The sequence below is a fragment of the Escherichia sp. WS1152 genome (assembly GCF_046487665.1).
Taxonomy (GTDB): Bacteria; Pseudomonadota; Gammaproteobacteria; order Enterobacterales; family Enterobacteriaceae; genus Escherichia; species Escherichia coli.
In genome coordinates, this window is record NZ_JBJQJA010000005.1 from 159,597 (window position 1) to 180,954 (window position 21,358).

A 21,358-nucleotide genomic window follows, 5' to 3' on the forward strand; every position below is an offset into this window, starting at 1 on the left:
TATGATTTATATTTCCGCCGTCGGCATGATCAACGCCCTGGGAAATAATCTTGACGAAATCGCAGCCAACCTGGCTCGCGGTGTCGCCCCCGGAATGCGCCCACGCGCAGGCTGGTTGCAGGGGCATCCGCAGGCGGTCCTGGCTGGCGTGGATGGCGAGCTTCCGCTTATCCCGGAAAAATTCGCTGCGCATCGCTCGCGCAACAATCAGATCCTGCTGGCGGCGCTGGCGCAGCTCCAGCCGCAGGTTGATGACGCTATAGCGAAATATGGTCGCGAGCGCATCGCGATTGTACTTGGCACCAGCACCTCCGGCCTGCATGAAGGCGACACGCACGTTAACCTGCGCACCCACGGGCTGCCGAGCACCACATGGCACTACGCACAACAGGAACTTGGCGATCCGTCGCGTTTTCTCAGCCACTGGCTGGCGCTCGACGGCCCGGCCTATACCCTTTCAACCGCCTGCTCCTCCAGCGCCAGAGCGATGATCAGCGGGCGCAGGCTTATCGAGACGGGGCTGGTCGATGCCGCCATTGTGGGTGGCGCAGACACCCTGAGCCGGATGCCGATTAACGGTTTTCACAGCCTCGAATCGCTCTCGCCAACTTTATGTCAGCCGTTCGGTCGTGACCGCGCAGGTATCACCATTGGCGAAGGCGCGGGGCTGATGTTATTAACCCGCGAACCGCAGCCCATCGCATTGCTGGGCGTTGGTGAATCGAGTGACGCTTACCATATTTCGGCCCCGCATCCGCAGGGCGAAGGGGCGATCCGCGCCATTAATCAGGCACTGACCGATGCGCAGCTTACGCCAGATGACGTCGGCTATATCAACCTGCACGGCACCGCCACGCAACTCAACGACCAGATTGAATCGATGGTGGTTAACGCCCTGTTTGGCGAACGCGTACCGTGCAGCTCCACCAAACATTTGACCGGCCACACGCTGGGCGCGGCGGGCATTACCGAAGCAGCAATCAGTATGTTGATCTTACAGCGTGATTTACCGCTGCCCGCCCAAGATTTCAGCCTGTCGCCACGCGATCCCACGCTGCCACCCTGCGGCATTATCGAAAAACCGCAGCCGCTGGCACGTCCGGTGATCCTGTCCAATTCCTTCGCCTTTGGCGGCAATAACGCCAGCATTCTGCTCGGGAGGGTTTCGTGAGCCACTATTTATCCCCCGGCGCTTATCTGCCCCACGACGCGCCCATGTTACTGCTGGAAGACGTGGTGAGCGTCAGCGATGACAGCGCGGTGTGCCGCGTGACGGTTTCGCCCAGTGGCGTACTGGCACCGTTTCTCGACCCGGACGGCAATCTCCCTGGCTGGTTTGCCCTTGAACTGATGGCGCAAACCGTCGGCGTCTGGTCTGGCTGGCATCGCCACCAGCAGGGCAAAAACAGTATTGAGTTAGGGATGATACTGGGCGCGCGTGAATTGCTTTGCGCCGCTGGCATTCTGCCCGCAGGCCAGACGCTGACCATTACCGTCAAACTGCTGATGCAGGACGATCGCTTCGGCAGTTTTGAGTGCAGCATCAACGACGGCGAGGCGACGGGCCGCATTAACACCTTCCAGCCGACCGCGGAAGAACTTACCACCCTGTTTCAACAAGGAGCGTCCTGATGAGTCGTTCAGTTCTGGTTACTGGTGCCAGCAAAGGCATTGGTCGCGCCATCGCCTGCCAACTGGCGGCAGACGGCTTTAACATTGGCGTTCACTATCACCGTGACGCCACAGGCGCTCAGGAAACGCTGAATGCCATTGTCGCCAACGGGGGTAACGGGCGTTTGCTCAGTTTCGACGTCGCAAACCGCGAACAGTGTCGGGAAGTGCTGGAGCATGAGATCGCGCAACACGGTGCCTGGTACGGCGTGGTCAGTAACGCCGGGATCGCCCGCGATGCCGCTTTTCCGGCTTTAAGCGATGACGACTGGGATGCGGTGATCCACACCAATCTCGACAGTTTCTACAACGTCATTCAGCCGTGCATTATGCCAATGATCGGCGCGCGCCAGGGTGGGCGCATCATCACGCTGTCCTCGGTTTCCGGCGTAATGGGCAATCGCGGCCAGGTGAATTACAGCGCTGCCAAAGCCGGAATTATCGGCGCAACAAAAGCGCTGGCTATCGAACTCGCAAAGCGCAAAATCACCGTCAATTGCATCGCGCCAGGGCTTATTGATACCGGGATGATCGAAATGGAAGAGAGCGCTCTGAAAGAGGCAATGTCGATGATCCCCATGAAACGTATGGGCCAGGCGGAAGAAGTTGCCGGGCTTGCCAGTTATTTAATGTCTGATATTGCGGGTTACGTCACCCGCCAGGTTATTTCCATCAACGGAGGGATGTTATGACACGTCGCGTAGTGATTACAGGAATGGGTGGCGTGACTGCCTTTGGTGAAAACTGGCAGGACGTTTCTGCACGCTTACTGGCGTATGAAAATGCGGTGCGCAAAATGCCGGAGTGGCAGGTCTACGACGGGCTGCACACCCTGCTTGGCGCGCCTGTTGATGATTTCACGCTACCGGAGCACTACACCCGCAAGCGTATCCGTGCGATGGGCCGCGTGTCGCAAATGTCGACCCGTGCCAGCGAGCTGGCGTTAGAGCAGGCAGGGTTGATTGGCGATCCGATATTAACCAGCGGCGAAACGGGCATTGCGTACGGTTCATCGACCGGCAGTACCGGCCCGGTAAGCGAGTTCGCCACCATGCTGACGGAAAAGCACACCAATAACATCACTGGCACCACCTATGTGCAGATGATGCCGCACACCACCGCCGTTAATACTGGCCTCTTTTTCGGCCTGCGCGGGCGGGTGATCCCAACCTCCAGCGCCTGTACTTCCGGCAGCCAGGCAATCGGTTATGCGTGGGAAGCCATTCGCCACGGTTATCAAACGGTGATGGTTGCTGGTGGTGCCGAAGAGTTATGTCCTTCAGAAGCAGCGGTATTTGATACGCTTTTCGCCACCAGCCAGCACAATGATGCGCCGAAAACCACACCTTCACCGTTCGATGAAAACCGCGACGGGCTGGTGATTGGTGAAGGCGCAGGTACGCTCATTCTCGAAGAACTGGAGCACGCCAAAGCGCGCGGCGCGACCATTTACGGTGAAATCGTCGGCTTTGCGACTAACTGCGACGCGGCACATATTACCCAGCCGCAGCGCGAAACCATGCAGTATTGTATGGAGCAATCGCTGAAAATCGCCGGGTTAAGCGCACAAGATATCGGCTATATTTCAGCGCATGGTACGGCGACCGATCGCGGTGATATGGCAGAAAGTCTGGCGACAGCAACCATTTACGGTGATAATGTGCCGCTCTCCTCGCTGAAAAGTTATTTTGGTCATACGCTTGGTGCCTGTGGCGCGCTCGAAGCCTGGATGAGTCTGCAAATGATGCGCGAAGGTTGGTTTGCGCCTACGCTAAACCTGAATAAACCAGACCCGAATTGTGGCGCGCTGGATTACATCATGCATGAAGCCCGCAAGGTTGATTGTGAGTTTTTGCAGAGTAACAACTTTGCCTTTGGCGGCATTAATACATCCATCATCATTAAACGTTGGCCCTGATATGTATCGGATAGTTCTGGGGAAAGTTTCGACCTTAAGCGCAGCTCCACTGCCACCGGGTTTACGCGAGCAAGCACCGCAAGGTCCACGACGCGAACGCTGGCTGGCGGGGCGTGCATTGCTTTCGCACACGCTTTCCCCGCTACCGGAGATCATCTATGGCGAACAAGGCAAACCTGCATTCGCGCCGGAAACGCCGCTATGGTTCAACTTAAGCCATAGCGGTGACGATATCGCTCTGCTGTTGAGTGATGAAGGCGAAGTCGGCTGCGATATCGAAGTGATTCGCCCGCGCGCCAACTGGCGCTGGCTGGCGAACGCCGTATTCAGCCTCGGGGAACACGCTGAGATGGACGCCGTGCATCCTGATCAGCAACTGGAAATGTTCTGGCGCATCTGGACGCGCAAAGAAGCCATCGTTAAACAGCGTGGCGGCAGCGCCTGGCAAATCGTCAGCGTAGATAGCACCTATCACTCCTCGCTGTCAGTCAGCCATTGTCAGCTAGAAAATTTAAGCCTTGCGATCTGCACCCCCACCCCCTTTACGCTCACCGCCGACAGTGTGCAATGGATCGATTCAGTTAACTGATCCGCCCACCCGACTGCCCATCTATTGATCCAGAACAGGTAATCAGTATGACGAATACTTAAAATCGTCATACTTATTTCCGCCATCTATTTTAATCCATTGGGGTTACCATGCTCTCCACACTCCGCCGCACTCTATTTGCGCTGCTGGCTTGTGCGTCTTTTATCGTCCATGCCGCTGCACCAGATGAAATCACCACCGCCTGGCCGGTGAATGTCGGGCCACTAAACCCGCACCTTTACACGCCTAACCAGATGTTCGCCCAGAGCATGGTTTATGAACCATTGGTGAAATATCAGGCAGACGGTTCGGTGATCCCGTGGCTGGCAAAAAGCTGGACTCATTCAGAAGATGGTAAAACCTGGACCTTCACCCTGCGTGATGACGTGAAATTCTCCAACGGCGAACCGTTTGATGCAGAGGCAGCGGCAGAAAACTTCCGCGCAGTGCTCGATAACCGTCAACGTCACGCCTGGCTGGAGCTGGCAAACCAGATTGTTGATGTCAAAGCACTCAGTAAAACAGAGCTGCAAATCACCCTGAAAAGCGCCTACTATCCTTTCCTGCAAGAACTGGCCCTGCCGCGCCCTTTCCGCTTTATCGCCCCCTCGCAGTTTAAAAACCATGAAACCATGAACGGGATTAAAGCGCCGATTGGCACCGGGCCGTGGGTTTTGCAGGAATCGAAACTGAATCAGTACGATGTCTTCGTCCGTAACGAAAACTACTGGGGCGAAAAGCCGGCGATTAAGAAGATCACTTTTAACGTGATCCCGGACCCGACTACCCGCGCGGTGGCGTTTGAAACTGGCGATATCGACCTGCTGTACGGAAACGAAGGGTTATTACCGCTCGATACCTTCGCCCGCTTTAGCCAGAACCCGGCTTACCACACCCAACTGTCACAGCCGATCGAAACCGTGATGCTGGCGCTCAATACCGCCAAAGCCCCCACCAATGAGCTGGCAGTACGTGAAGCTCTTAATTACGCGGTAAACAAAAAATCGCTGATTGATAACGCGTTGTATGGCACCCAGCAGGTCGCCGACACCCTGTTTGCCCCTTCTGTGCCCTACGCCAACCTCGGCCTGAAACCGCGCCAGTACGATCCGCAGAAAGCGAAAGCGTTGCTGGAAAAAGCCGGTTGGACGCTGCCTGCGGGCAAAGACATCCGCGAGAAAAATGGTCAGCCGCTGCGCATTGAACTGTCGTTCATCGGCACCGATGCGTTAAGCAAATCGATGGCGGAAATCATTCAGGCTGATATGCGCCAGATTGGCGCAGATGTCTCGCTGATTGGCGAAGAAGAGAGCAGTATCTATGCTCGTCAGCGCGACGGTCGTTTTGGCATGATTTTCCACCGCACCTGGGGCGCGCCATACGATCCACACGCCTTCCTCAGTTCAATGCGCGTACCGTCACACGCTGACTTCCAGGCACAGCAAGGATTAGCCGACAAACCGCTGATTGATAAAGAGATCGGCGAAGTGCTGGCGACCCATGACGAAACGCAACGTCAGGCGCTGTATCGCGACATTCTGACCCGTCTGCATGACGAGGCGGTTTATCTGCCTATCAGTTACATCTCAATGATGGTGGTATCAAAACCGGAGCTGGGTAACATCCCCTACGCGCCGATCGCCACCGAAATTCCGTTCGAACAGATTAAACCGGTGAAACCTTAATGTTGCGTTACGTATTACGCCGCTTTCTGCTGCTGATCCCCATGGTGCTCGCCGCCTCGGTGATCATTTTTCTGATGCTGCGCCTCGGTACCGGCGACCCGGCGCTCGATTATTTGCGTCTGTCTAACCTGCCGCCGACGCCAGAGATGCTGGCCTCTACCCGCACCATGCTCGGACTGGATCAGCCGCTGTATGTGCAGTACGGCACCTGGTTGTGGAAGGCGCTGCATCTTGATTTCGGCATCTCATTTGCCACGCAGCGCCCGGTGCTGGACGATATGCTGAACTTCCTGCCTGCTACGCTGGAACTGGCGGGTGCGGCGCTGGTATTAATTCTGCTCACTTCCGTACCGCTCGGTATCTGGGCGGCGCGCCATCGTGACCGTCTGCCGGATTTCGCCGTACGTTTCATCGCGTTTCTTGGCGTGTCGATGCCTAACTTCTGGCTGGCGTTTTTACTGGTGATGGCGTTTTCGGTGTATCTGCAATGGCTACCCGCGATGGGTTACGGCGGCTGGCAGCACATCATTTTGCCTGCGGTTTCCATTGCCTTTATGTCGCTGGCGATTAACGCGCGGCTGCTGCGCGCCAGTATGCTGGACGTAGCCGGTCAGCGTCACGTCACCTGGGCGCGGCTACGCGGCCTGAATGACAAACAGACCGAACGTCGCCACATCCTGCGCAATGCCTCGCTGCCGATGATCACCGCCGTGGGGATGCACATCGGCGAACTGATTGGCGGGACGATGATTATCGAAAACATCTTTGCCTGGCCGGGCGTCGGGCGCTATGCGGTGTCGGCGATTTTTAACCGTGACTATCCGGTGATCCAGTGCTTTACGCTGATGATGGTGGTGGTTTTTGTGGTCTGTAATTTGATTGTCGATTTGCTCAACGCCGCGCTGGACCCGCGCATTCGTCGTCATGAAGGAGCGCACGCGTGAACTTTTTCCTCTCTTCCCGCTGGTCGGTACGCCTGGCGCTGATCATTATCGCCCTGCTGGCGCTGATTGCGCTCACCAGCCAGTGGTGGCTGCCGTATGACCCCCAGGCGATTGATTTGCCGTCGCGCCTGCTTTCGCCGGATGCGCAGCACTGGCTGGGCACCGATCACTTAGGTCGCGATATTTTCTCGCGGCTGATGGCAGCGACCCGCGTGTCGCTCGGTTCGGTAATGGCCTGCCTACTGCTGGTGCTGACATTGGGGCTGGTTATTGGCGGCAGCGCCGGACTGATTGGCGGACGCGTTGATCAGGCCACCATGCGCGTCGCCGATATGTTTATGACCTTCCCGACCTCGATTCTGTCGTTCTTTATGGTTGGCGTGCTCGGCACTGGGCTGACCAACGTAATTATCGCCATCGCCCTGTCGCACTGGGCGTGGTACGCGCGCATGGTGCGAAGCCTGGTGATTTCCCTGCGCCAGCGCGAGTTTGTGCTGGCATCACGGCTTTCTGGCGCAGGCCATGTGCGGGTGTTTGTTGATCATCTGGCAGGTGCGGTGATCCCCTCGCTGCTGGTGCTGGCAACGCTGGATATCGGCCATATGATGCTGCACGTCGCGGGGATGTCCTTCCTCGGCCTCGGCGTGACCGCGCCGACCGCCGAATGGGGCGTGATGATTAACGACGCGCGCCAGTATATCTGGACCCAGCCACTGCAAATGTTCTGGCCGGGGCTGGCGCTGTTTATCAGCGTGATGGCCTTTAACCTGGTGGGTGACGCACTGCGCGATCATCTGGATCCTCATCTGGTGACGGAGCACGCACACTAATGCCGCAACAGATTGAACTGCGTAATATCGCGCTACAGGCCGCGCAGCCGCTGGTGCACGGCGTATCGTTAACCCTTAAACGCGGGCGTGTGCTGGCGTTAGTCGGCGGTAGCGGCAGCGGGAAATCACTGACCTGCGCCGCGACGCTGGGCATTCTGCCCGCTGGCGTTCGCCAGACGGCGGGGGAAATTTTAGCCGATGGCAAACCGGTTTCGCCTTGCGCCCTGCGCGGCATCAAAATTGCCACCATCATGCAGAACCCGCGCAGCGCCTTTAATCCACTGCACACCATGCACACCCACGCGCGGGAAACCTGCCTGGCGTTAGGGAAACCCGCCGATGACGCTACGCTTACCGCTGCCATAGAAGCGGTGGGGCTGGAAAACGCCGCACGCGTGCTGAAGCTGTACCCGTTCGAGATGAGCGGCGGCATGTTGCAGCGCATGATGATTGCGATGGCGGTGCTTTGCGAATCACCGTTTATCATCGCCGATGAACCAACCACCGACCTCGACGTGGTAGCACAGGCGCGCATCCTCGATCTGCTGGAAAGCATTATGCAAAAACAGGCACCGGGGATGCTGCTGGTCACCCATGATATGGGCGTAGTGGCGCGTCTGGCGGATGACGTGGCGGTGATGTCGCACGGTAAGATTGTCGAACAGGGCGATGTCGAAACGCTGTTTAACGCCCCCAAACATGCGGTGACGCGCAGCCTGGTTTCCGCTCATCTCGCCCTCTACGGTATGGAGCTGGCATCATGACTTTACTTAACGTTTCCGGCCTTTCCCATCACTATGCGCACGGTGGATTTAGCGGAAAACATCAGCACCAGGCGGTGCTTAATAACGTTTCCCTGACCCTGAAAAGCGGCGAAACCGTCGCCCTGCTGGGGCGCAGCGGCTGCGGGAAAAGCACCCTCGCGCGGCTGCTGGTAGGCTTAGAGTCTCCCTCACAAGGGAATATTAGCTGGCGCGGCGAATCGTTGGCAAAGCTCAATCGCGCCCAGCGTAAAGCGTTCCGCCGCGATATTCAGATGGTATTTCAGGACTCCATCAGCGCCGTGAATCCGCGCAAAACCGTGCGCGAGATCCTGCGTGAACCGATGCGCCACCTGCTATCACTGAAAAAATCCGAACAACTGGCGCGCGCCAGCGAAATGCTGAAGGCGGTCGATCTCGACGACAGCGTGCTCGACAAGCGCCCACCGCAGTTAAGCGGCGGCCAGCTCCAACGTGTCTGCCTGGCTCGCGCACTGGCGGTCGAACCGAAACTACTGATTCTGGATGAAGCCGTTTCTAACCTTGATCTCGTGTTACAGGCGGGCGTCATTCGCCTGCTGAAAAAGCTACAACAACAGTTTGGCACTGCCTGCCTGTTCATCACCCACGACTTACGCCTGGTGGAACGCTTTTGCCAGCGAGTGATGGTGATGGACAACGGACAAATCGTCGAAACCCAGGCGGTGGGAGATAAATTAACCTTTTCCTCTGACGCCGGACGTGTGCTACAAAACGCGGTATTACCCGCATTCCCCGTGCGCCGTCGCACCTCAGAAAAGGTTTAACGCAAATGCAACGAGTCACCATCACGCTTGATGACGATTTACTGGAGACGCTGGACAGCCTGAGCCAGCGTCGTGGTTATAACAACCGTTCCGAAGCTATCCGCGATATTCTGCGTAGCGCCCTGGCGCAGGAAGCTACCCAGCAGCACGGCACACAAGGTTTCGCGGTGCTGTCGTATGTGTATGAACACGAAAAACGCGACTTAGCCAGCCGTATTGTTTCCACCCAGCATCATCACCACGACCTCTCCGTCGCCACGCTGCATGTCCATATCAACCACGACGACTGTCTGGAAATCGCCGTGTTGAAAGGCGACATGGGTGACGTGCAGCATTTTGCCGATGACGTTATCGCCCAGCGCGGCGTGCGGCACGGGCATTTACAGTGCCTGCCGAAGGAAGATTAACACCTCCCAACGCGCCGTTATTTCCTCACGGCGCAGTAAATTCCTGCCAAACTTCGACTTCCATCACATTTTTTTGATCACGATTTGGTCCCTCAAAATGTGAGACGCTTCGATCCTCTTTTTCGCCTGTTCACCTACTATACGCTTGAAGTTGTCCATGATTGTCCATAGACAACTGTAAATGTTCAGGTGCGCGCCATGAAATCATTAAGTAAGTCGTCACAAATACCGCTCTATCAACAAGTGGTGGAGTGGATAAGAGAAAGTATTTATACCGGAGATCTGGTGGAAGACGATCGCATCCCTTCGGAATACCAGATTATGGATATGCTGGAAGTCAGTCGGGGAACCGTTAAAAAAGCGGTCGCCCAACTGGTAAAAGAAGGCGTGTTGATTCAGGTCCAGGGCAAGGGAACATTTGTCAAAAAAGAGAACGTGGCCTATCCGTTAGGTGAAGGATTATTGTCATTCGCGGAATCGCTGGAAAGCCAGAAAATACATTTTACCACTGAAGTTATTACGTCACGGATTGAACCGGCTAATCGTTATGTAGCAGAGAAATTAAGAATAACGCCCGGTCAGGATATTCTTTACCTTGAACGTTTACGTTCGATTGGTGATGAAAAAGCGATGCTGATAGAGAACCGTATCAATATTGAGCTATGCCCCGGCATCGCGGAAATCGATTTTAATCAACACAATTTATTTCCAACAATAGAAAGTTTGTCGCAAAGAAAAATTCGTTACTCGGAAAGTCGCTATGCCGCGCGATTAATTGGTAATGAACGCGGTCATTTTTTAGATATCAGTGAAGATGCACCCGTTTTGCATCTGGAGCAGTTAGTCTTTTTCTCCCGAGGATTACCCGTTGAGTTTGGCAACGTCTGGTTAAAAGGAAATAAATATTATCTTGGCACCGTGCTGCAACGGCGGGAAGTGAGTTAAGTACACTTTTTTAAGAGGAATAAAATGCAAGGCATACAGTTTCAGGAAAATTATATTCAACGACTTCCGGCAGGGTTAAGCGTTGAACAGATCATCCGTCAGTTAGCGCAACCGTTGGTTGCCGCCGAGCTGGTGGTCCCTGACTTTGCCGATCACGTACTGAAACGTGAGGCGACGTACCCAACGGGGCTGCCTACCGAACCACCGTGCGTCGCTATTCCACACACGGACCATAAACATGTCAGGCACAATGCAATTGCCGTCGGCATCCTGCCGGAACCGGTAGAGTTTGCCGATATGGGCGGCGATCCTGACCCCGTACCTGTCAGGGTGATTTTTTTGCTCGCCTTAAGCGAAAGTAACAAACAATTAAATGCCCTGGGCTGGATTATGGAAATGATTCAGGATACGCCCTTTATGCAAGCCCTGCTTACGATGGAAACAACAGAAATACACACAGTAATCTTAAACAAAATGAAAGAACGAGGTGAAATATGAGTCAAACCATTTTATTTGTCTGCGCCACGGGTATTGCCACATCCACGGCGGTAACAGAAAAAGTCATGGAATATTGCAAAGAGCAAGGTCTTAACGTCAATTATTCCCAAACCAACGTTGCCTCTTTACCTGGAAATACTGACGGCGTAGCACTGGTAGTCTCAACGACTAAAGTGCCTTATGAACTCGACGTCCCGGTGGTTAACGGCTTGCCTATTATTACCGGTATTGGCGAAGAGAAAGTACTGGCGCAAATTGTTTCGATCCTTAAAAAGTAATTAATAATAATTAATTTCAACCCACTCCATCAGGCGCTAACGCGAGGTGCGCTCTCGCCTGAAAAAGAGGTTTATTATGAACGATATCGCGCATACCCTCTATAATATTGTGCAATATATATTGGGATTTGGCCCGACGGTAATGTTGCCGTTGGTGTTATTTATTCTTGCTCTCTGTTTTAAAGTAAAACCCGCTAAAGCCTTACGTTCGTCATTAACAGTCGGCATTGGTTTTGTCGGTATTTATGCCATTTTCGATATTCTGACCAGCAATGTCGGGCCAGCGGCCCAGGCGATGGTTGAACGCACCGGAATTAATTTACCGGTGGTAGATTTAGGCTGGCCGCCGCTTTCCGCTATTACATGGGGTTCGCCAATTGCCCCGTTTGTTATTCCCCTGACCATTCTGATTAACGTGGCGATGCTGGCGTTAAATAAAACCCGCACCGTTGACGTAGATATGTGGAACTACTGGCATTTTGCCCTTGCTGGTACGCTGGTTTATTACAGCACCGGCAGCCTGTTTTTTGGTTTGCTGGCGGCGGCGATTGCTGCGGTGGTAGTACTTAAACTCGCCGATTGGTCTGCGCCACTGGTACAAAAATACTTTGGCCTGGAAGGGATCTCATTGCCGACGCTCTCTTCGGTGGTGTTCTTCCCGGTCGGTCTGCTGGTCGACAAAATCATCGACCATATCCCTGGCCTCAATCGTATTCATATCGACCCGGAAACCGTACAGAAAAAGTTTGGCATCTTCGGTGAACCGATGATGGTTGGCACCATTCTGGGCATTCTGCTCGGCGTAATTGCCGGATACGATTTCAAAAAAGTATTGCTGCTTGGCATCAGCATTGGCGGTGTGATGTTCATCCTGCCACGCATGGTACGCATCCTGATGGAAGGTTTATTACCGCTGTCTGAAGCTATTAAAAAGTATCTCAATGCCAAATACCCTGACCGTGACGATCTCTATATCGGACTGGATATCGCCGTTGCCGTAGGTAACCCGGCGATTATCTCCACCGCCCTGCTGCTAACGCCAATCTCGGTCTTTATCGCGTTTGTCCTCCCAGGTAATGAAGTCCTGCCACTTGGCGACCTTGCCAACCTGGCGGTAATGGCGTCGATGATTGCTTTAGCCAGCCGTGGCAATATTTTCCGCACCGTTCTGGCGGCGATCCCGGTGATTATTGCCGACCTGTGGATTGCGACTAAAATCGCACCGTTTATTACCGGCATGGCGAAAGACGTTAACTTCAAATTTGCCGAAGGCTCCAGCGGCCAGGTTTCCAGTTTCCTTGATGGCGGTAACCCGTTCCGCTTCTGGCTGCTGGAAATCTTCAACGGCAATATCATCGCCATTGGTCTGGTGCCGGTTATCGCCCTGGTACTGTATGGCATTTTCCGAATGACGCGGAGCACGGTTTATGCCTGATAACAGCGCAGCTATCGTTATCGATATTGGCACCACCAATTGCAAAGTCACCTGCTTTTCCTGCCTGGACGCAACGACGTTGGGCGCGCATAAATTCGTGACGGCAAAGCAGATCTCCCCACAGGGCGATGTCGATTTCGATATCGACGCCCTCTGGCAGGAGGTCCGCCAGGCGATAGCGCAACTGAACGCCGCTTCGCCGCTGCCAGTCAGACGGATCAGCATTGCCAGTTTTGGCGAATCAGGCGTGTTCCTTGACGAGCATGGCGAGATCCTGACGCCAATGCTGGCATGGTATGACCGTCGCGGTGAAGAGTATCTGGCAACGCTTAGCGAGGCAGACAGTGCGGCACTTTATGACATCTGCGGTCTACCACTACACAGTAATTACTCTGCCTTCAAAATGCGCTGGTTGCTGGAACATTACCCGCTGCGTAATCGCCGCAGCTTGCGCTGGCTACATGCGCCGGAAGTGCTGCTCTGGCGGCTGACTGGCGAACAGCGCACGGATATCACCTTAGCCAGCCGCACGCTGTGTCTGGACGTGCGCAAAGGCGAATGGTCAGCGAAAGCGGCGGCGTTGTTACACGTTCCCTGTACGGCATTTGCGCCATTGGTGCAGCCAGGCGAGCACGCCGGATGGGTCAGCGAGTCACTTTGCAAGACGCTTGGGTTCTCGCAACCGGTCAGCGTGACGCTGGCCGGACATGACCATATGGTGGGTGCGCGAGCGTTGCAGATGATGCCAGGCGATATCCTTAACTCGACGGGGACCACGGAAGGCATTCTGCAACTGGATACACAACCGACGCTGGATGAACAGGCTAAACGTGACAAGCTGGCAAACGGCTGTTACTCACTTGCCAACCAGTTCACCCTGTTTGCGTCGCTGCCCGTGGGCGGTTTCGCGCTGGAGTGGCTGCGCAACACGTTCCGGCTAACCGATGAGGAGATCGCCGCATCACTTACTCGCGGACATGCTGATTATCTGGCGGGGAATTGGTTGCTCGATGACATTCCCGTCTTTATTCCACATCTTCGCGGTTCGGGTTCGCCCTATAAAAATCGCCATACCCGTGGATTATTTTATGGGCTTGGCGATACGTTAAGTATCGACATGTTAATTGCCAGCGTATCACTGGGATTAACCATGGAATTTGCCAACTGCTTCGCCTGTTTTAACGTGCCTGGCACCAGCGCGTTAAAAGTGATCGGTCCGGCAACCCATAATCCTCTTTGGCTGCAATTAAAGGCGGATATTTTACAGCGTCCGGTTGAAGCAATTGCATTTAACGAGGCGGTTTCTGTCGGAGCATTATTAACCGCCGCACCGGATATTCCACCGCCGCCAGTCGCTATAGCCCAACGTTTGTTACCGAATCGGGCGAGATACCATCAATTACAGCGTTATCAGCACAAATGGAAAAGCTGGTATCAGTTGAAATTACAACAAGAAGGCGTGATGCCATTACATCATCGGGAGGAACACTATGTTGAATAAAACCGTGGAGGTCAGAAACAGTACTGGCCTGCATGCACGTCCGGCGGCCTGTCTGGCGAAAGCCGCCAAAAAATATAGCTGTAAAGTGACGCTGCACTATGAGGGTAATGATATTAATGCCACCAGCATGATGAATATTATGCGCGCCGGAATAAAAGGCGGAAAAACGGTGGAAATACGCTGCGACGGTGATGATGAAAACGAGGCCATACAGACTCTCACCGACTTATTTCGCGACCGCTTCGGTGAAGCTGAATAATTAACTGATATTAAAAGATGAGGTTTTCAATATGCCATTAGTTAATGGACGGATACTGCTCGACCGCATTCAGGAAAAACGGGTATTAGCGGGCGCATTTAATACCACCAATCTGGAGACGACAATTTCAATTTTAAACGCTATTGAGCGTTCGGGATTACCCAACTTCATTCAGATTGCGCCAACCAATGCACAACTCTCGGGATACGATTACATTTATGAAATCGTGAAACGTCACGCCGATAAAATGGATGTTCCGGTCAGTCTTCATCTGGATCACGGGAAAACTCAGGAGGATGTGAAACAGGCGGTGCGCGCGGGCTTTACCTCGGTCATGATTGACGGTGCCGCATTCTCTTTTGAAGAGAATATCGCTTTCACCCAGGAAGCTGTCGATTTCTGTAAATCCTATGGTGTACCGGTTGAAGCGGAGCTGGGGGCGATTCTCGGCAAAGAAGATGATCACGTCAGCGAAGCCGATTGCAAAACGGAACCGGAAAAGGTGAAGACCTTTGTCGAGCGTACCGGTTGCGACATGCTGGCAGTTTCTATTGGCAACGTTCATGGCCTGGACGATATACCGCGTATCGATATCCCCCTGCTGAAGCGCATTGCCGAAGTCTGTCCGGTGCCGTTGGTTATTCACGGCGGCTCCGGTATCGCCCCGGAGATATTACGCAGCTTTGTTAATTATCGCGTCGCTAAAGTAAATATCGCCAGCGATCTGCGCAAAGCGTTTATCACCACCGTCGGCAAAGCGTATGTGAATAATCACAACGAGGCGAATCTGGCACGAGTCATGGCATCAGCAAAAAACGCCGTCGAGGAAGATGTGTATAGCAAAATCCTGATGATGAATGAGGGGCATCGGTTGGTTAGAAAGGCATCTTAAGAGCCACAAAAATATAGCGGCGCAACAGAAATTGTTGGGCCGCTATAAGTTATAAATGATTCAAACGCTCATTCAGTGTTTCAATAATATAGGTATTAACAGAGACTTGTTGCTGCGCAGCCGCATTATTAAGGCGTTCACTCAGCGATTCTGGATAGCGTAACGTAAAGGTCTTAATCTTTTCTGTACGCGCATACGGCTCAATACCCGCAGCTTTACAATCCTCAAGATACTCTCGCAGGGAAAGTTCCCCTTCTTTTTGCAGCCCCTGAATGCTGTCAGAGACAAAATCACAATAACCTGACAAGCCCAGGAATTTGCCACGAAATGCATTCAGTTCTGGCACGTAAGTGATAACAGCAGGTTGCCCGGCAATCTCCATAGAGTTTGGCGTCTTCAGTTTGATCATGGTTTTACCCCTATACTTAGTAACCAGTCACGCACGCTTTCTACAGCGCCTTTATCGGTATCTGGCGACGGATGAGGCCGATGGAAACACGCAACGCTCATATTTAGTATGAACTTACAACGCGAACCTCTTCCTTCCTTAATTTCTCCGCCTAATGCTTTAACCAGTGACTCTATATCAGACCACTTGATCCCTTGAGGAACAGGAGATTTAAATATTTGATCCAATGTATTTTTTTGTTTCTTCCGTAAAGCCTGTACCTTGGTTCTCATGGCATGTCCTTATGACTTCACTTTATGACATCAATAGTATGACATCACAGTATGAAGTCAAGTTTCCCTTCCTCACGCCATTGTCCCAATCGTCTTCCTGAATCGCAGCAGCGCAATGGTGAAAAACGCGCCGCCAATTGCCATCAGCGTCAGGAACTGCGGCCAGACGATTTCGAATCCGGCACCCCGGTAGAGAATGGCCTGCGCGAGGCTAACAAAGTGTGTCGTCGGCATGGTCAGCATAATGTCCTGCACCATCTGCGGCATACTTTCGCGCGGCGTGGAGCCACCGGAAAGCATTTGCAGCGGCAGCAGCACCAGAATCACCAGCAGCCCCAGTTGCGGCATTGAACGCGCTATCGTCCCCATAAAAATGCCGATTGACGTGGTGGCAAACAGACTGAGCGCCACGCCCAGCATAAACAGCGGGATCGAGCCTTCAATCGGTACGCCCAGCACGCCTTTCACCATCAGCACCAGCGATAATCCCGATACCACCAGCACCACCAGCCCCATCGACCAGACCTTAGCCATCATGATCTCAAACGGCGTTATCGGCATCACCAGTAAATGTTCCACTGTGCCGTGTTCACGCTCGCGGATCAGCGCCGATCCGGTCAATACAATCGCCAGCATGGTAATGTTGTTGATGATCGCCATCACCCCGCCAAACCACGCGGGATCGAGGTTCGGGTTAAAGCGCATCCGGGTTTCCAGCGATACCAACGGTTCGCTGTTATCACGGTAGCGCGCGACAAAGCTGTTCACTTCACCGTTGATAATATTCTGGATATACCCATTGCCGGTAAATGCCTGGCTCATGCGCGTGGCATCGACGTTCACCTGAATATCTGGCTGGCATCCGGCGAGGACATCACGCTGAAAATTAGGCGGAATATTTATCGCAAAGGTATAACGCCCGGCGTCCAGTCCGGCATCCATCTCATCGGCGGTGATCATCTCCGGTGGCAAAAACCACGGGCGATAGAAGCTGTTAACGATCCGGTTCGATAACTGCGATTGATCCATATCGGCAATGGCGATCGGTGCCAGGTTCAACGATCCTGGCGTGACGGTCGCTGACGAATACACCGACACCGTAAACGAGAAGACAATCAATGTCAGCATCGCTTTATCACCGAGTAGACTGCGCAACTCTTTGATACCCAGATTAAAAATATTGCGTAAATGGCGCATCATCCCTCCTGTTTTTTCAGCAGCAGGATGCTTAAGCCCATCACCAGCGGTATGGCTATCAGCAACGGGATAAAAAGTTGCCATAAATCAGTCAGATCCAACGCTTTCGAGAACGTTCCGCGGGCGATAGTCAGAAAATGACTGGTCGGGTAAACCTCGCCGATCCAACGTCCTGGACCTTCCAGCGAAGCTACCGGATCGATCATCCCGGAAAACTGTGTCGCCGGGATTAACGTGATAATCGCCGTACCGAAAATGGCGGCAATCTGGCTTTTCATAAAGGTGGAGATCAGCAGCCCCATTCCGGTGGCGATGATGATATACAGCAGCGCCGCCAGGGTGAGCGTCAGGAAACTGCCTTTATGCGGTACGCCAAACACAAACACCGACAGACCGCAGAGCAGGAAAAAGTTCAGCATCCCCAGCGCGATGTACGGTAGCTGTTTGCCAAGCAAAAATTCGCTACGGGTGGTGGGAGTCACGTAAAGGTTGATAATCGACCCTAGTTCTTTTTCCCGCACCACACTAAGGGCGCTTAGCATTGACGGGATCATCATCAGCAGAAGCGGGATCACCGCCGGAACAATCGCTGGCAGGCTTTTTACGTCCGGGTTATAGCGATAGCGCGTCTCAATGTTCATCAGCCCGCTTTGGCTGGAGGGTGTGGATTGTCGGCTCGCCACATCCTGTAGCCAGCTCTGGTGCATAGCCTGCACGTAACCTTTTACCGTTTCGGCACGACTGGGCATCGCTCCGTCGATCCAGACGCCGAGTTCCACAGGCGTACCACGCGCGATATCACGCCCGAAATTTGGAGGGATCTCAATTGCCACCGTGATATCGCCCGCACGCATCCGACGATCAAGCTCGTCATAACTGGTAAGCGGCGGCTGTTCGATAAAGTAACGGGAACCGGAGAGGTTGAGCGTCCACGCCTGACTACTGACGGTCTGGTCGCGGTCGAGCACCGCAAAGCGCAGGTTTTCCACATCCATACTGATGCCGTAACCCATTATCAGCATCAGGATCACCGTTCCCATCAGCGCCAGCGTCGAACGGACCGGATCGCGGCGCAATTCCAGTGCTTCGCGCCGGCTGTAGCTAAACAGACGGCGCAGGCTAAATCCCTGGCGCGGCGCGTGTGTAGCATCGTGTATCACGGGAGGCGCTTCGGCTTCGTTGCTCTGTCCTGCCGCTTCCTGCAAATAGGCGATAAATGCCTCTTCCAGACTGGCGGCTCCGCGTTTCTCAACCAGTTCCTGCGGTGTACCGCTGGCGAGCACTTTTCCGGCGTGCATCAGTGAGATACGGTCGCAACGTTCCGCTTCGTTCATAAAGTGGGTGGAGATGAAAATGGTCACTTTGTCCTGGCGCGAGAGATCGACCATCAACTGCCAGAACATATCCCTCGCCACCGGATCGACGCCAGAAGTAGGCTCATCGAGGATTAACATTTCCGGGCGATGAATCACCGCCACCGCCAGCGAAAGCCGCTGGCGAATGCCGAGCGGCAATGACTCCGGCAGAACATCTTCAACGTCGTTGAGCTTAAAACGCTCGCTCATTTCAGCCACTCGCGCGGGAATTTCCGCTTCCGGGATGTGAAACAAACGGGCATGTAACTCCAGGTTTTGCCGCACGGTGAGTTCGTTATAGAGCGAAAACGCCTGCGACATATAGCCCACCCGACGGCGGGTATCGATATCTTTTGGATCAACCGGTTGCCCGAACAGCCACGCCTCACCTTCGCTGGCGGGCAGCAGTCCGGTGAGCATTTTCATGGTGGTGGATTTACCGCAGCCGTTCGAACCAAGAAAACCAAAAATCTCCCCGCGTGGAATGCGGAAATTAACGTGATCAACGGCAACGAAGGAACCAAAACGCATGGTCAGATCGCGCGCTTCGATGGCAATCTCTGCGTTTTCAGGTTGATATGGTGGGATCACTACCGCCTGATGCGCCTGGCGTTGCGCTTGCGGTAACAGATTTATAAACGCCTCTTCCAGCGTGGCACTTTGCGTTTGCTGCCGCAACTCTTCGGCGCTGCCGGTTGCCAGCACTTCTCCGGCATTCATCGCCACCAACCAGTCGAAGCGTTCCGCCTCTTCCATGTAGGCGGTGGCGACCAGAACGCTCATATTGCTCTGCCGTTGGCGAATACTGTCGATCAGATCCCAGAACTGGGCGCGGGAGAGCGGGTCAACCCCCGTCGTAGGCTCATCAAGAATCAACAGTTCCGGGTCGTGGATTAACGCGCAGCACAGCCCGAGTTTTTGCTTCATCCCGCCGGAGAGTTTCCCTGCCGGACGATCGCGAAACGGTGCTAACCCGGTGCTGGTCAGCAGCTCATTAATTCGGACTTCCCGCTCCGCTTTGTCGTGACCGAACAGGCGAGCGAAAAAATCGACGTTTTCATACACCGACAAGGTGTGGTAGAGGTTTTTGCCCAGCCCCTGCGGCATCCAGGCGATGCGCGGGCAGACGTCGCGGCGATGCTTCGGGTCGCGCATATCGCCGCCCAGCACCATCACATTGCCCTGCTCAATGACGCGGGCTCCGGAAATCAACGACAACAAACTCGACTTCCCGACGCCATCCGGACCAATCAGCCCGACCATACAGCGGGCCGGAATATCGAGTGTGATATTGTTCAGCGCAACGGTTTTTCCATAATGCTGGCTCACGCCCGCCAGTTGCGCGACAGGCGGGACGGGAACCAGTTCCAGATGCGTCATTGCGGCAACCTCACCACGAGATCGTCAGGCCACGGAAGTTCTTCATTCACCCGCACCCACGCTACGCCCGGCAAGCCCGTTTTGACATATTCCAGATGCTGCTGGAGTAATTCCGGTGGGATACGCGCTTTGACGCGGAACATCAGTTTCAGCCGTTCATCGCTGGTTTCGACGGTTTTTGGCGTGAACTGGGCGACACTGGCGACAAAACTGATGGTTGCAGGAATACGCAGATCTGGCGCGGCATCGAGGATCAGCCGGGCTTCACCGCCCAGTTTCAGCGTGCCCGCCTGTTCGGTTGGCAGGAAGAAGGTCATATAGACGTCGCTGAGATCGACCATATTCAGCACCCGACCGCCTGCCGCCAGCACTTCGCCTGGCTCGGCAACCCGATACTGCACGCGTCCGTCACGCGGGGCTTTCAGTTCGCTGTCATCGATATCTGCGGCAATGCGCCGTTCAGTGGCTTGTGCCGCTTCGACACGAGTTTGGGCCTGAATGATATTGGTACGGGCCGCTTCTATAGCGGCTTTAGAAGCCGAAACCTGAGCTTTTGCTGATTCCAGCGCCGCTCTGGCGCTCTCAGCGGCGGCGCGATCGTCATCCAGCTGTTGCGCAGAAATAGCCCCCCGTTGGGCGAGCGAGCGGGAACGCGTATGACGTTTAGCCACGGAGTCCAGTTCGGCCTGGCGTTGATTAACCAGCGACTGTGCGGCGCGAGTTTCGCTTTGTCGTTGCTCCAGCAAAGCCTGCGCGGCGGCAACGGCGCTTTGTGCCTCTTTGATTTGCGCGATGGCTTCCAGTCGCTGCTCCTGCAACACGCGAGTATCCATCTTCGCCAGCACTTCGCCTTCGCGAACAAACTGGCCTTCTTTCACCAGAATGGTGTCGATACGCCCGGCAATTTTGCTGGCGATATCCACTTCCGTCGCTTCAATGCGCCCATTGCTGACGGCAAAGCCTTCCGGCACACCTGCCGGGCGCAACAGCCACCACGCCACGATAGCAACCACCGCCAGTAACCCGACAACCCACCACGCCAGATGGCGCTTACTCTTATCCATAATCGACCCGCCATAATCCCTGTAAGCAAACGACGCGTGTTACAACTGCCGCCGAACGACGTTCAGCGGATTATTCCATCCGGGATAAGAAGGAAACGACAAATACGACCAGCGCGCAGAGCATTGAGCGCCAACGGGGAAGGCTTAGTGAAAACGGGTAGTAATGTTGTCATCATCAGCATTCCTGGCCGTAAATGAAACACGCATACTCATAAATGTGATCTATAAAACTGGCTGACAAAACGGTATCCATCCTGTTGGA

Annotated in this window: 24 protein-coding genes; 18 read left to right on the forward strand and 6 right to left on the reverse strand. The window is 54.4% G+C overall.

Translation table 11 applies throughout. From position 1 onward, the window contains the following. Window position 1: 1 nt before the first annotated feature. From ACJHW7_RS10335 to ACJHW7_RS10420, 18 genes are all read left to right on the forward strand, one after another. A complete protein-coding gene (locus ACJHW7_RS10335; RefSeq protein ID WP_001308114.1) occupies window positions 2-1,171 on the forward strand; it encodes a beta-ketoacyl-[acyl-carrier-protein] synthase family protein in 1,170 nt (389 codons plus the stop codon). Then, entirely contained in the window at window positions 1,168-1,632 is a 465-nt protein-coding gene (locus tag ACJHW7_RS10340) for a 3-hydroxy-fatty acyl-ACP dehydratase (RefSeq protein WP_000020240.1), read from the forward strand. Before ACJHW7_RS10335 ends, ACJHW7_RS10340 begins: the two co-directional genes overlap by 4 nt. Next, a complete protein-coding gene (locus ACJHW7_RS10345; RefSeq protein WP_000091664.1) occupies window positions 1,632-2,363 on the forward strand; it encodes a 3-ketoacyl-ACP reductase FabG2 in 732 nt (243 codons plus the stop codon). The genes ACJHW7_RS10340 and ACJHW7_RS10345 overlap by 1 nt, the downstream gene beginning before the upstream one ends. After that, window positions 2,360-3,589: a beta-ketoacyl-ACP synthase gene (locus ACJHW7_RS10350; RefSeq protein ID WP_000198472.1), complete on the forward strand. Its 1,230-nt coding sequence runs from the start codon at window positions 2,360-2,362 to the stop codon at window positions 3,587-3,589. The genes ACJHW7_RS10345 and ACJHW7_RS10350 overlap by 4 nt, the downstream gene beginning before the upstream one ends. Before the next feature lies 1 nt (window position 3,590). Then, window positions 3,591-4,178 (forward strand): 4'-phosphopantetheinyl transferase AcpT, encoded by a 588-nt coding sequence (gene acpT / locus ACJHW7_RS10355; RefSeq protein ID WP_000285784.1) that lies wholly within the window; start codon window positions 3,591-3,593, stop codon window positions 4,176-4,178. 110 nt (window positions 4,179-4,288) lie between these two features. Then, the gene (gene nikA / locus ACJHW7_RS10360) at window positions 4,289-5,863 is read left to right on the forward strand and encodes a nickel ABC transporter substrate-binding protein (protein ID WP_000953368.1); all 1,575 of its coding nucleotides are present in this window, start codon (window positions 4,289-4,291) and stop codon (window positions 5,861-5,863) included. Further along, on the forward strand, window positions 5,863-6,807 hold the full coding sequence (nikB, locus tag ACJHW7_RS10365; protein WP_000947082.1) for a nickel ABC transporter permease subunit NikB: 945 nt from the start codon (window positions 5,863-5,865) through the stop codon (window positions 6,805-6,807). The genes nikA and nikB overlap by 1 nt, the downstream gene beginning before the upstream one ends. Beyond that, window positions 6,804-7,637 (forward strand): nickel ABC transporter permease subunit NikC, encoded by an 834-nt coding sequence (nikC, locus tag ACJHW7_RS10370; RefSeq protein WP_001008963.1) that lies wholly within the window; start codon window positions 6,804-6,806, stop codon window positions 7,635-7,637. Before nikB ends, nikC begins: the two co-directional genes overlap by 4 nt. Beyond that, window positions 7,637-8,401 carry a nickel import ATP-binding protein NikD gene (gene nikD, locus ACJHW7_RS10375; RefSeq protein ID WP_001136211.1) on the forward strand — a complete coding sequence of 255 codons (765 nt, stop codon included), beginning with the start codon at window positions 7,637-7,639 and terminating at the stop codon, window positions 8,399-8,401. The genes nikC and nikD overlap by 1 nt, the downstream gene beginning before the upstream one ends. Beyond that, window positions 8,398-9,204: a nickel import ATP-binding protein NikE gene (gene nikE, locus ACJHW7_RS10380; protein ID WP_021557287.1), complete on the forward strand. Its 807-nt coding sequence runs from the start codon at window positions 8,398-8,400 to the stop codon at window positions 9,202-9,204. Before nikD ends, nikE begins: the two co-directional genes overlap by 4 nt. A gap of 5 nt (window positions 9,205-9,209) precedes the next feature. Further along, window positions 9,210-9,611 (forward strand): nickel-responsive transcriptional regulator NikR, encoded by a 402-nt coding sequence (nikR, locus tag ACJHW7_RS10385; RefSeq protein WP_001190062.1) that lies wholly within the window; start codon window positions 9,210-9,212, stop codon window positions 9,609-9,611. A 198-nt stretch (window positions 9,612-9,809) separates the two neighbouring features. Next, window positions 9,810-10,556, forward strand: coding sequence for a GntR family transcriptional regulator (locus ACJHW7_RS10390; RefSeq protein WP_001308115.1), 747 nt, complete (start codon window positions 9,810-9,812; stop codon window positions 10,554-10,556). Window positions 10,557-10,580: 24 nt separating this feature from the next. After that, the gene (locus ACJHW7_RS10395) at window positions 10,581-11,054 is read left to right on the forward strand and encodes a PTS sugar transporter subunit IIA (RefSeq protein WP_001161650.1); all 474 of its coding nucleotides are present in this window, start codon (window positions 10,581-10,583) and stop codon (window positions 11,052-11,054) included. Next, window positions 11,051-11,332 carry a PTS sugar transporter subunit IIB gene (locus ACJHW7_RS10400; RefSeq protein WP_000084025.1) on the forward strand — a complete coding sequence of 94 codons (282 nt, stop codon included), beginning with the start codon at window positions 11,051-11,053 and terminating at the stop codon, window positions 11,330-11,332. The genes ACJHW7_RS10395 and ACJHW7_RS10400 overlap by 4 nt, the downstream gene beginning before the upstream one ends. Before the next feature lie 76 nt (window positions 11,333-11,408). Further along, complete coding sequence (locus ACJHW7_RS10405; RefSeq protein ID WP_001308116.1) at window positions 11,409-12,767, forward strand: PTS galactitol transporter subunit IIC; 1,359 nt, start codon at window positions 11,409-11,411, stop codon at window positions 12,765-12,767. After that, complete coding sequence (locus ACJHW7_RS10410; protein WP_021557288.1) at window positions 12,760-14,268, forward strand: FGGY-family carbohydrate kinase; 1,509 nt, start codon at window positions 12,760-12,762, stop codon at window positions 14,266-14,268. Before ACJHW7_RS10405 ends, ACJHW7_RS10410 begins: the two co-directional genes overlap by 8 nt. After that, entirely contained in the window at window positions 14,258-14,527 is a 270-nt protein-coding gene (locus tag ACJHW7_RS10415) for an HPr family phosphocarrier protein (protein WP_000933060.1), read from the forward strand. Before ACJHW7_RS10410 ends, ACJHW7_RS10415 begins: the two co-directional genes overlap by 11 nt. 31 nt (window positions 14,528-14,558) lie before the next feature. Then, a complete protein-coding gene (locus ACJHW7_RS10420) occupies window positions 14,559-15,419 on the forward strand; it encodes a class II aldolase (RefSeq protein ID WP_021557289.1) in 861 nt (286 codons plus the stop codon). Between the two features lie 49 nt (window positions 15,420-15,468). Here the strand turns inward: ACJHW7_RS10420 and ACJHW7_RS10425 are convergent, their stop codons facing one another. The 6 genes from ACJHW7_RS10425 to yhiY all read right to left on the reverse strand — a co-directional run bounded on the left by ACJHW7_RS10425 (window position 15,469) and on the right by yhiY (window position 21,272). Then, window positions 15,469-15,828: a type II toxin-antitoxin system HicB family antitoxin gene (locus ACJHW7_RS10425; protein ID WP_000593555.1), complete on the reverse strand. Its 360-nt coding sequence runs from the start codon at window positions 15,826-15,828 to the stop codon at window positions 15,469-15,471. Beyond that, the gene (locus ACJHW7_RS10430; protein WP_001259382.1) at window positions 15,825-16,100 is read right to left on the reverse strand and encodes a type II toxin-antitoxin system HicA family toxin; all 276 of its coding nucleotides are present in this window, start codon (window positions 16,098-16,100) and stop codon (window positions 15,825-15,827) included. The genes ACJHW7_RS10425 and ACJHW7_RS10430 overlap by 4 nt, the downstream gene beginning before the upstream one ends. Before the next feature lie 72 nt (window positions 16,101-16,172). After that, window positions 16,173-17,297 carry an ABC transporter permease gene (locus ACJHW7_RS10435; RefSeq protein ID WP_021557290.1) on the reverse strand — a complete coding sequence of 375 codons (1,125 nt, stop codon included), beginning with the start codon at window positions 17,295-17,297 and terminating at the stop codon, window positions 16,173-16,175. Continuing rightward, on the reverse strand, window positions 17,297-20,032 hold the full coding sequence (gene rbbA / locus ACJHW7_RS10440) for a ribosome-associated ATPase/putative transporter RbbA (RefSeq protein WP_000149130.1): 2,736 nt from the start codon (window positions 20,030-20,032) through the stop codon (window positions 17,297-17,299). Before rbbA ends, ACJHW7_RS10435 begins: the two co-directional genes overlap by 1 nt. Further along, a complete protein-coding gene (locus ACJHW7_RS10445) occupies window positions 20,029-21,096 on the reverse strand; it encodes an HlyD family secretion protein (RefSeq protein ID WP_000361517.1) in 1,068 nt (355 codons plus the stop codon). Before ACJHW7_RS10445 ends, rbbA begins: the two co-directional genes overlap by 4 nt. A gap of 62 nt (window positions 21,097-21,158) precedes the next feature. Further along, on the reverse strand, window positions 21,159-21,272 hold the full coding sequence (yhiY, locus tag ACJHW7_RS10450) for a hypothetical protein (protein WP_212736213.1): 114 nt from the start codon (window positions 21,270-21,272) through the stop codon (window positions 21,159-21,161). Between the last annotated feature and the right edge of the window lie 86 nt (window positions 21,273-21,358).

Excerpts from the sequence above, each read along its gene's own strand:
- ACJHW7_RS10400 (WP_000084025.1), top strand. The coding sequence starts at position 11,051 with ATGAGTCAAACCATTTTATTTGTCTGCGCCACGGGTATTGCCACATCC.
- ACJHW7_RS10415 (WP_000933060.1), top strand. The coding sequence starts at position 14,258 with ATGTTGAATAAAACCGTGGAGGTCAGAAACAGTACTGGCCTGCATGCA.
- ACJHW7_RS10345 (WP_000091664.1), top strand. The coding sequence starts at position 1,632 with ATGAGTCGTTCAGTTCTGGTTACTGGTGCCAGCAAAGGCATTGGTCGC.
- ACJHW7_RS10395 (WP_001161650.1), top strand. The coding sequence starts at position 10,581 with ATGCAAGGCATACAGTTTCAGGAAAATTATATTCAACGACTTCCGGCA.
- ACJHW7_RS10410 (WP_021557288.1), top strand. The coding sequence starts at position 12,760 with ATGCCTGATAACAGCGCAGCTATCGTTATCGATATTGGCACCACCAAT.
- ACJHW7_RS10445 (WP_000361517.1), bottom strand. The coding sequence starts at position 21,096 with ATGGATAAGAGTAAGCGCCATCTGGCGTGGTGGGTTGTCGGGTTACTG.
- ACJHW7_RS10390 (WP_001308115.1), top strand. The coding sequence starts at position 9,810 with ATGAAATCATTAAGTAAGTCGTCACAAATACCGCTCTATCAACAAGTG.
- ACJHW7_RS10420 (WP_021557289.1), top strand. The coding sequence starts at position 14,559 with ATGCCATTAGTTAATGGACGGATACTGCTCGACCGCATTCAGGAAAAA.
- nikD (WP_001136211.1), top strand. The coding sequence starts at position 7,637 with ATGCCGCAACAGATTGAACTGCGTAATATCGCGCTACAGGCCGCGCAG.
- rbbA (WP_000149130.1), bottom strand. The coding sequence starts at position 20,032 with ATGACGCATCTGGAACTGGTTCCCGTCCCGCCTGTCGCGCAACTGGCG.
- ACJHW7_RS10430 (WP_001259382.1), bottom strand. The coding sequence starts at position 16,100 with ATGAGAACCAAGGTACAGGCTTTACGGAAGAAACAAAAAAATACATTG.
- ACJHW7_RS10335 (WP_001308114.1), top strand. The coding sequence starts at position 2 with ATGATTTATATTTCCGCCGTCGGCATGATCAACGCCCTGGGAAATAAT.
- nikE (WP_021557287.1), top strand. The coding sequence starts at position 8,398 with ATGACTTTACTTAACGTTTCCGGCCTTTCCCATCACTATGCGCACGGT.
- ACJHW7_RS10350 (WP_000198472.1), top strand. The coding sequence starts at position 2,360 with ATGACACGTCGCGTAGTGATTACAGGAATGGGTGGCGTGACTGCCTTT.
- nikR (WP_001190062.1), top strand. The coding sequence starts at position 9,210 with ATGCAACGAGTCACCATCACGCTTGATGACGATTTACTGGAGACGCTG.
- ACJHW7_RS10425 (WP_000593555.1), bottom strand. The coding sequence starts at position 15,828 with ATGATCAAACTGAAGACGCCAAACTCTATGGAGATTGCCGGGCAACCT.
- ACJHW7_RS10405 (WP_001308116.1), top strand. The coding sequence starts at position 11,409 with ATGAACGATATCGCGCATACCCTCTATAATATTGTGCAATATATATTG.
- nikB (WP_000947082.1), top strand. The coding sequence starts at position 5,863 with ATGTTGCGTTACGTATTACGCCGCTTTCTGCTGCTGATCCCCATGGTG.
- acpT (WP_000285784.1), top strand. The coding sequence starts at position 3,591 with ATGTATCGGATAGTTCTGGGGAAAGTTTCGACCTTAAGCGCAGCTCCA.
- yhiY (WP_212736213.1), bottom strand. The coding sequence starts at position 21,272 with ATGATGACAACATTACTACCCGTTTTCACTAAGCCTTCCCCGTTGGCG.
- nikA (WP_000953368.1), top strand. The coding sequence starts at position 4,289 with ATGCTCTCCACACTCCGCCGCACTCTATTTGCGCTGCTGGCTTGTGCG.
- ACJHW7_RS10435 (WP_021557290.1), bottom strand. The coding sequence starts at position 17,297 with ATGCGCCATTTACGCAATATTTTTAATCTGGGTATCAAAGAGTTGCGC.